Consider the following 9,327-nt stretch of genomic DNA (forward strand, 5'->3'; position numbering starts at 1 on the left):
CTACTATATCCTGTAAACATTTTACATCAAAACACTATAAATAGTATAGTATAAGTTAATTTACAGCTTTTTATGGTTCAATCAGCTTATATATTAAATTTAATATCCTTATTTCTCATAATTAAATATATAAATTTAGAATAAATACCCTAGAGCGATGCATAATAATCAAAATAAAGTATGCTAGTTTCATTAATTATCAATTAATCCTACCTACTTATAGTTTTATTTTGGAGTAAATTGTGGTAAAGTATAATAAATCTGGGAGGTAGCTATGAAAAAAAATAATTATATTAAACCAAATAAAGAAATATTGAAATCACAGCTTACAAAATTACAATATACAGTTACACAGGAAAATTCCACAGAAAAACCCTTTGAAAATGAATACTGGGATTTTACCAAAGATGGCTTGTATGTGGACGTTTGCAGCGGAGAGCCACTATTTACCTCAAGGGATAAACTTGAATCTGATTGTGGATGGCCAAGTTTCTCAAAACCCCTAGAAGCAGAAAGTGTAAAGGAAAACTTAGACATTTCTCATGGCTTAGTCAGAACAGAGGTAAGAAGTAAATATGGTGATTCTCATTTAGGTCATGTCTTTAATGATGGACCTGAAGAGCAAGGTGGCTTAAGGTATTGCATAAACAGCGCTTCATTAAGATTTATACCTAAAAATAAACTTAAAAAAGAAGGTTATGAAGATTACCTGTATCTTTTCGATTAAGGCATCTTCAGATAGATACCTAATAGCAAGTATATTATCAATGAATCTTACTGAGTGGGAGTTTGTTTTCCCACTCAGTTTAGATGAATTATCCAGGGACGTGCCGCTGTTATCTCCCCCTTAGAGAAAAGCAGGCGGGAGTGCTACAGCGGCTAGTCATCGGATAAAAAAATGGCATAGTATAATAGCTATACTATGCCCAATCTTATAATATATATATTTTAAAACTAGAATTGGCAATTAATTATTCATGATATATTTTTTTGCGTTTAATATAGAAGATGCACTCATGGAGAATTCATCTAAGCCATATTCAGTAAGTGTCGGAATAGCTTTTTCATCTCCAGCCATTTCTCCGCACATTCCACACCATTTACCTTCTTTATGAGCAGCTTCTATTGTCATTTTTATAAGTCTAAGAACTGCTGGATGCATTGGATTATACAAATAAGATACATTTTCATTCATTCTATCTGCTGCTAATGTATATTGAATTAAATCATTGGTTCCAATACTAAAGAAATCTACATATTTAGCAAGTTCATCTGCCATTACTGCTGCTGCTGGTATTTCTACCATTATTCCTGTTTCAAGATCAGCATTAAATTCTTTTCCTTCAGCCTTTAGTTCATTCATACACTCTTCCAGAACCTCTTTTGCTGATAAAAATTCTTCTAATGAAGAAATCATTGGGAACATTATTTTTAAATTACCAAAAGCCGAAGCTCTAAGTAACGCCCTTAATTGAACTTTAAATATATCTTTTCTACCAAGACATAATCTTATAGCTCTATACCCAAGGAAAGGATTCATTTCCTCTGGTAATGGTAGATAAGGAAGTTTTTTATCTCCACCTATATCAAGTGTTCTTATAACTACCGGTCTGCCTTCCATTCTTTCTACAACATGCTTATAAGATCCAAATTGTTCTTCCTCTGTTGGCATTGAATCTCTATCCATATATAAGAATTCTGTTCTGAATAAGCCTATACCATCTCCACCATTTGCCAAGACGCCTTCAACATCATGTGCCTTACCTATATTTCCACATACTTCTACACGTTTTCCTGCTTTAGTTTTAGTCTCTACACTGATAAGTTTCTTAAGTTCTTCTCTCTCTTCTTCGAATTTAGCTTTTCTTTCAGTATATATTTTTAAAGTAGCTTCATCTGGCTTTATTATTACTTCACCTTCAATACCATCTACAATAACTAAATCTCCATTTTCAACATTTTCTGTTATATCATTAAGACCAACTACTGCAGGAATTTCAAGAGTTCTAGCCATTATAGCACTATGTGAAGTTCTTCCTCCAATGTTAGTTAGAAAACCAATAACTTTACTTCTATCAAGTTGAGCTGTATCAGATGGTGTTAAGTCATGAGCTACTATTACAGTATTATTCTTAACATCCTCATCTCCAGTTATTGTGCCTGCAAGATTTCCAATCAATCTTTTTCCAACATCTTTAACATCTGCTGCTCTTTCTCTCATGTACTCGTCTTCAATAGCAGCAAAAATACCCATGTACATTTCTACTACATCAGAAACAGCTTTCTCTGCGTTTATTGAATCTGAATCTATTTTACCTTCAACAGCTCCAGTAAATTCAGGATCATCTAGAAGCATAATATGACTTTCAAAAACAGCAGCCTTATCAGCTCCTAATTCTTTTTCAGCTTTTTCTTTTATTTTTTGTAACTGTGTTCTTGAATTTTCAATAGCAGAATTCAATCTTTCCTTTTCAGCATTTATATCATCTATTTTTTTATCGTTAATTTCAACTTCAGTACTAGTTTTTATTACAACATTACCAATAGCATATCCTTTTGAAGCAGCAATTCCTTTTTTCATCTTTCTTCCTCCTAATTTCTACACTAATTTTCTATATTAATATATTAAGCAAAAGCTATGCCAAATTTAATTCAAACATCTAAAAATAAATAAAAAGCTTAATAATTCTAAACTGAAAGATGTATTTTTCATTATACAAGGAAACAGATTCTAATGATAATAATGCTGTCAAATGGCTCTGTTACCACAGTATGATAGAAAATAAACTAACATACTATCTAATTATTTATTTCATGATGATTTGTTATATATAATAGTTTTCTATATAAAATCAATTTTTATGTACATATTACTTGATATTTTTTATCAACATATTTTTACATCGATTTTATAAATTCCTATAATAAACTTATAGATTTATTATAAAATAAGGTGTACAATCTACTTGATAAAAAATATCAACGATTTTTATAATTCTGATACTTTTTATCAATAGCGGCCAAAGGAGATTATTATGTTTAAAAATTGTATTGTTGTAAATTGTAAAAATGGTATTCATACAAGAATTGCTGCCATGATAGTTCACAAATCTTCTGAACTTAAAGATATTTATAATATAAATCTCTATATTAAAAAAATAGATGCAGTAGAACCAATGGCTATAAGTATGCTGGCTCTAATTTCACAAAGAATACAGAATGGAGAGATGATTGAAGTTTCCTGCAAAGAAGATTCTCTTACCGGACAAAAGGCAGTACTTGAACTCTGTAATTTTATATCTAGTGAATTAGAGCTTAATGATACTCCTATTTCCAACTTAGATGCCATAATTGAGCAGAATACTATTGCAAATGAGCAGATTCTTGAAAATATTCCCCTTGGCATAATAGTAATAGATGCCCATTCTTATATTATCTCAATGAATCAATATGCATTAGATATTGTTAAAAAAAATAGTGAAGAGGTACTTGGTAAATCTGTTTCAGACATTATACCAACTTCTGAATTACCATCAATTATTTCTTCTAAGGAAAAACAGCTAGGTAAAACACAGCATATAAATAATAAGATAGTATTAGTAAACAGGTCTCCCATAATTTCAAATGGTGAAGTAATGGGAGCCATTGGAGTTTTTCAAGATATTTCAGAAGTATTAGGAATGAAGGAACTAAACGAAAAATTCAAAAAAATACTGGAAACTTCCCATGATCTAATATGTTTTGTAGATGAACATAGAAAAATAAGTTATGTGAATCCCCCCTATGAAGCCAGTTTTAATTTAGAAGCTTCAGATATACTAGGAAAAGACTTAATAGATATTTCCCCAGAAGGATATAGAATGAAAGTATTCAACACAAAAAAGCCTATTGAAAACCAATTATATAGTAAAAATAATGTTGATATTATCTCAACAGTAGAACCGATTTTTATAGATAATTATTTTAAAGGCGTTCTCTCCATATCAAAAACAGTAAATGAAATAAAGGACATGGCTAGCAAACTTGAAAAATCTGAAGAAGAGTTAAACTACTATAAAGCTGAGTTAAAAAGACATACAATGCTCAGTGGAAGCTTTAATAATATTATTGGTAATTCAAGAGCTTTAAAGGATGCATTAATTATAGCTGATAAGGCTTCTGTTACCACATCTACAGTTTTAATAAGAGGTGAAAGTGGTACTGGAAAGGAGCTGGTAGCAAAGGCTATACACAATAATAGTGCTAGAGGAGATAAGCCTTTTGTAAGAATAAACTGTGCTGCCATACCAGAAAATTTATTTGAAAGCGAATTATTTGGATATGAAAAAGGCGCTTTTACTGGAGCATTAAAAAACAAACCTGGTAAATTCAGCATAGCTAATGAAGGTACAATTTTTTTAGATGAAATTGGTGACATGCCAAAACCTATGCAGGTAAAATTACTAAGAGTAATTCAAGAGAGAGAATTTGAAAGTGTAGGAGGATTATTAACTCATAAAGTAGATGTAAGAATAATAGCTGCAACTAATAGAAACTTAGAGGAAATGATTAAAACTGGTGATTTTAGAGAAGATCTATATTATAGATTAAATGTTATAACAATTCCTCTTCCTCCTCTAAAAAAAAGGAGAGAAGATATAAATTTATTAGTTGAACATTTTATAAAAAAATTAAGTTTAAAACTAAATAAACCTATAAATTCTATTGACAGCGAAAGTCTGCAATATCTGCAAAATTATCATTGGCCCGGAAATATACGTGAACTTGAAAACATTATTGAAAGAGCTATCAATATGTGTGACAAAGATATTATTACATCAAAAGATCTGCCTATGTATATAACTAATATAATACCTAAAAATAATGGTCTAATTAATTTCAAAGAAAATGATGATTTAATGAGGCTTGAAGATTATGAAAGAGAAATAATAACATTGGCAATGAAAAAATATAAAACTTATAACAAGGCTGGTAAGGCTCTTGGAATTACCCATAGAACTGTAGCTTTAAAGTGCAAAAAATATGGTATAGAAGTTTAGGAATAAATTTTAATGCTTATATATAAATGAATAGAAAATAGGCAGCTCTAAAATATATAATTATATATTTTAGGGCTGCCCTTTATATGAATTAACTATTTTTTTATAACTCTAATATTATTCCTCAACAACATCTTTCTTAAGAATTGTAAGCATAACAGCTGTTACAAGCATACCGGCTACTATTGCTATTAAATATCCTAGAAGATTTGTCATTACATTTGGTATAACTAATACCCACAATCCACCGTGTGGTACTGCAAGTTTACAGCCAAATAGCATTGATAATGCTCCTGCTACTCCTGATCCTGCCATAATTGAAGGTATAACTTTTAATGGATCTGCGGCAGCAAATGGTATAGCTCCTTCTGTTATGAATGATGCGCCAAGAGCCCATGCTGCTTTTCCTGCTTCTCTCTCTTCTTCTGTAAATTTCTTCTTAGCTATTACTGTTGATGCAAGTGCTATTCCAAGTGGTGGTACCATACCCCCAGCCATTACTGCTGCCATGATTCCTGAACCTCCTGCAACTATTGTTCCTGTTGCAAATACATAAGCCGCTTTGTTAACTGGACCTCCCATATCAAAGGCCTGCATAAGCCCAAGTATTAAACCAAGAATTGCTGCATTAGCCCCTTGTAAGCTCTTTAACCATGCAAATAATCCATCATTAAGCGCTTTTACCGGACTACCTAAAATATATACCATCAATAATGCCATAATAACTGTAGATAATACTGGTAAAATCAATACAGGCATTAAACCATCTAATGCTTTAGGAAGTTTAACAAATTTCTTTATTCCTATAACTACATAACCTGCTGCAAAACCTGCTGCTAGTGCTCCTAAAAATCCTGCACCTATAGTACTTGCCAGTGCTCCACCTACAAAACCAGGAACAAGACCAGGTCTGTCTGCAATTGAATAAGCTATATATCCTGCTAATACTGGAATCATAAGGCCAAAGGCTTGTTTACCTGTTGAGAATAAAGTTTCTGCAATGGAACCATGTACATTGTAAACATAAATTCCTCCGAAAGCAAAACCTAAAGCTAAAAGTATACCTCCTGCTACAACAAATGGAATCATAAAGGATACACCTGTCATTAAATGTTTATAAGGACCAGTTCTATTAGATTTTTCTTTTGATTTAATCTTCTGTACATCATCCATTAATTCCTTTTTATCTGACACTTTTACTTCTAATGCCCTAGTTATAAGTCCCTTTGCATCCTTTATTGCTTCTTTAACAGGCACTTCTATTAATGGCTTTCCAACAAATCTTGACTTATCAACATTTGTATCTGCTGCTATTATAACTGCGTCAGCTTCTCTTAAATCGTTTTCATCTATGACATTTTCAGCCCCTACAGATCCTTGAGTTTCAACTTTAATTTCATAGCCCATTTCCTTAGCTGCTATCTGTAGTGCCTCTGCTGCCATATAGGTGTGTGCAATTCCAGTAGGACAAGATGTTACTGCTACTAGTCTTTTCATAAGTACCCCTCCTAATTTATTAATATAATTATTTAAAATATTTATTACATATGATGCAATAAATCATATTCATGATATAATTTTTTATTTAAGTAACTGTTATTTAAATGCTATTTACTAAGTAAAGGATTTTAATTACAACTTATATACCATAAGAAAGATCAAGATATATTATTAGTACTTAAACACCATTTAAATTATAATAACGTTTACATGATATGAATTCTTATATATTTATACTATTATTTAAAAATCTCAATAAATTCCTCAAAATCACTTACATTATATAATTTTTCACGCACTTCTGGATGCATAAGTTTTCTTGATATCTCACTTAACGCTCTTAAATGAACATCACTAGACTCTTCGGGAACCGCTATTAAGAAAAATAAATGCGCAGGTTTATCATCCATTGACTGATAATCTATACCTTTTTTACTTAATCCAAAGGTTATTGTTGCTTCTTTCACTGCTGAACATTTCCCATGTGGAATAGCTATACCCATGCCTATACCTGTAGAAAACTCTTCCTCTCTTTTTATCACAGCTTTCTTTAGTTCATCCTTATTTGTAACTTTACCATCTTCATACAATACCTCTATAAGTTCATCAATAACATCATCCTTACTATTAGCTTTAAGATCAAAATTAATTCTTGCTTTTGAAAACATATCCTTAGTTTCCATTGAAAATTCCTCCTTTATATTTTCGCATTATACTCAATTTATTCACTAACTATAAACTCAATTCCCTGTCTTGTAAAATCATTAATTATTTCTTTTGAAATATCTCCGCTAGTAACTACCGTAGATACCTGTGTAATAGGACATACAACTGAAAAACAGACATTTTCAAACTTTGAACTATCTACTACAATTATTATTTTATTAGCTGAATTTATCATAGCCTTTTTTCCCTGTGCTTCTGTTATATCGGGTGTTGTAACACCATCGATCAAAGATATTCCATTAGCCCCTATAAAGGCTTTATCCACCCTAAAATTTTTCAACATCTCTTCACAAGTGTATCCAACCATAGATCTAGTGTTTTCCCTTAGCACACCTCCTGTTAAAATTATTTTTACATTATTTTTACTAGATAATTCTGCTGCTATATCTATTGAATTAGTTATGACAGTTATATCGTCTGCAGTTATATTCTTTGACAATTCTAAGGTAGTAGTCCCTGAATCAAGGATTATTGTATCTCCATTATTTATCATGGAAGCTGCAGCTTTACCTATAAAATATTTTTCCTCATTCTTTTTATCCTTTTTATCTATAAAAGATGGTTCAAAATTTATTATTTGTATTTTTACTGCACCACCATGTGTTTTTTTAAGAAGTTTTTTACTGTCCATTTCTTGTAAATCTCTTCTTATGGTAGCCTCTGAGACACCAAAATGTTCAGAAAGCTCATTCACTTTTACACTACCATTTTCATGCAATATTGAACTAATCTCTCTTTGACGTTCTTCTGCAAACATATCTATCACTCTCATTTTAATAAATTTGTACTTGTATATGTCCTTTTATGTACTTATTGTAAACCTTTACTGCATATTTGTCAATATATTTTTGTTTGTTTTTGATTATTTTTTTATTTGATCATTATATTGATAACAATTGACATAATTAACTTTTTTAAACATAATAATAGGTATATTTATGCTTTTATATATACTATTAATTGTAACTCCGACAAAAACCTAATAACAAATAAATAATTTCTATATCGCAAAAAATTTAAAAAGCATAATTAAGTGTACAATACTTGTAAATCTATGAACTTTCAAGTATTGTACATATCCAGCATATATTTCTATATTTCAAATATGATCTAATATATAAACTTTCAAATATGACTAAAAATCTAGTTACTTTATTATTTGTTGAAATTCAGGACTATTTCTCACATTTGCAAAATCTTCTTCAGTTCTAGCTACATCTTTTACATTACTTTGCATGTTTATAGCAGTTCTAAGATTTGCCACTGTATTAGCAACATCACCTTTTCTGCCATATATAGAGGCCTTTCCATAATAACTCCATACTCTATTCTCAATCTGTAAATCTTTATCATACCATATCAATGCTTCATCATAGTGACCATACAACTCTAAAGCCAAAGCCTTATTAAAAGTTCCATATCCATAGTTCGGTTCAATTTGTAAAGACTTATCAATTTCTTGCATACCCTCGTCATATGTACTTGATCCTAAATAGCAAAGAGCTATACCTTTCACTGCATGCGCTCTATAATTATTGGGATCCTCGGCCAAAACTTGGTTTTCTTCATTTATAGCCAGGGAGTATTTTTTTGCTCCAAAATCGTTGTATCCCTTCTCACATAAATCATCTAATTGTTTTCTTTTTTCATCTAATTTTTCCTTTTTCTTATCCTGGGCAAGCTTATCCTCATTTGCTTTAATAGTTGTATTTGATTGCGTACTGCTATTTTTATTTCTAATATCGTTAACCTGTTTATTATTTGCATAATTAAACTTTGCATTATAAATTAATATTATAATAGCAGATACACATAATAGACCTAGTATAACTACTCTAACTTTAAATGGAATTTTTTTATACATATTTTTCCTCCACTAATTATTTTTAATACATATTGCAATAAATTATCTTCACTCATAAAATAATATTTATTTAAATATCATTCATTATTTATTATCAATCAAAGGTGTAAATTTAACTGCAACTTATATATACTATATTTTAAATAGTATTTAGTAAGTATTGTTATTATTATACATTCTATTCAGCTAATTTAATAC

At 30.4% G+C, this 9,327-nt stretch carries 7 protein-coding genes; 2 read left to right on the forward strand and 5 right to left on the reverse strand.

All coding sequences use genetic code 11. The annotated features are described in order from the left end of the window. The first annotated feature begins 274 nt into the window (after positions 1 to 274). Positions 275 to 727: a peptide-methionine (R)-S-oxide reductase MsrB gene (gene msrB / locus ABF633_RS20020; protein WP_415526364.1), complete on the forward strand. Its 453-nt coding sequence runs from the start codon at positions 275 to 277 to the stop codon at positions 725 to 727. A gap of 240 nt (positions 728 to 967) precedes the next feature. On the opposite strand, the gene ptsP is transcribed toward msrB, so the two are convergent. After that, on the reverse strand, positions 968 to 2,581 hold the full coding sequence (gene ptsP, locus ABF633_RS20025; protein WP_415526366.1) for a phosphoenolpyruvate--protein phosphotransferase: 1,614 nt from the start codon (positions 2,579 to 2,581) through the stop codon (positions 968 to 970). Positions 2,582 to 3,035: 454 nt separating this feature from the next. Here ptsP and ABF633_RS20030 point away from each other — a divergent pair, with 454 nt between their 5' ends. Beyond that, positions 3,036 to 5,039, forward strand: coding sequence for a sigma 54-interacting transcriptional regulator (locus ABF633_RS20030; RefSeq protein WP_415526368.1), 2,004 nt, complete (start codon positions 3,036 to 3,038; stop codon positions 5,037 to 5,039). Positions 5,040 to 5,156: 117 nt separating this feature from the next. Here the strand turns inward: ABF633_RS20030 and ABF633_RS20035 are convergent, their stop codons facing one another. The 4 genes from ABF633_RS20035 to ABF633_RS20050 form a co-directional block, all read right to left on the reverse strand. Continuing rightward, entirely contained in the window at positions 5,157 to 6,536 is a 1,380-nt protein-coding gene (locus tag ABF633_RS20035) for a PTS fructose transporter subunit IIC (RefSeq protein ID WP_415526370.1), read from the reverse strand. Between the two features lie 242 nt (positions 6,537 to 6,778). Continuing rightward, positions 6,779 to 7,222 (reverse strand): PTS sugar transporter subunit IIA, encoded by a 444-nt coding sequence (locus ABF633_RS20040; RefSeq protein WP_415526372.1) that lies wholly within the window; start codon positions 7,220 to 7,222, stop codon positions 6,779 to 6,781. Between the two features lie 38 nt (positions 7,223 to 7,260). Continuing rightward, positions 7,261 to 8,037, reverse strand: a complete 777-nt coding sequence (locus ABF633_RS20045) for a DeoR/GlpR family DNA-binding transcription regulator (RefSeq protein ID WP_415526374.1) — start codon at positions 8,035 to 8,037, stop codon at positions 7,261 to 7,263. Positions 8,038 to 8,412: 375 nt separating this feature from the next. Next, complete coding sequence (locus tag ABF633_RS20050; protein ID WP_415526376.1) at positions 8,413 to 9,129, reverse strand: tetratricopeptide repeat protein; 717 nt, start codon at positions 9,127 to 9,129, stop codon at positions 8,413 to 8,415. Positions 9,130 to 9,327 lie beyond the last annotated feature (198 nt).

Source organism: Clostridium sp. (genome assembly GCF_047718555.1).
GTDB lineage: Bacteria > Bacillota > Clostridia > Clostridiales > Clostridiaceae > Clostridium_I.